Annotated in this window: 1 protein-coding gene; it reads right to left on the bottom strand. The window is 42.7% G+C overall.

Going from position 1 to position 536, the window contains the following annotated elements:
• Positions 1-536 (bottom strand): secretin N-terminal domain-containing protein (locus LG31_RS0107800; RefSeq protein WP_033113925.1); only part of this gene is annotated, 536 nt, incomplete at both ends.

The raw sequence follows: 536 nt of genomic DNA, 5'->3' as shown, positions 1-536 counted from the left end.
ACACTGGAGTTAGCCCATTGCACGCCGAGCTTTAGATTGTCACCATCATCGATCTCGACAATAATCGCTTCCACTAGCACCTGGGCTCGTTGGATATCTAATTTGGTCACAACTTGTTCCAACTCTGCCATCACATTTGGTTGAGCGGTAATAATAAGGGCATTCGTTGTTTCATCAGCAGAGATGGCTAAGCTGCCACCACCTATACTCGAACCTCCAGCAATAGTTGAGTCTGGATTACTACCATTCCTTTTATCTAAATTAGTAGCTGAGCTGACATTTTTTAGCACCTCGACTAAATCCTTGGCATTGCCATATTTAAGGTAGAACACTCGGGTATTACCTTTACTCTGTAGGTCTTGATCAAGCTGATGTATCAATTCGATAGTACGCGTTCGCATCTCAGACTCTCCACTAACTACTACCGAGTTAGTACGCTCATCTGCAACAACTTGTGTTGTGAGCGAGGTTGAAACTCCTCCTTGATTGCTTCCATTTTTATTTAAATTTGTAACTATGCGTACTATTTCTCCTGC

The organism is Aeromonas lacus (genome assembly GCF_000764665.1).
In the GTDB taxonomy this organism is placed as follows: Bacteria; Pseudomonadota; Gammaproteobacteria; order Enterobacterales; family Aeromonadaceae; genus Aeromonas; species Aeromonas lacus.
This window is presented reverse-complemented; position numbering and strand designations above follow the sequence as displayed.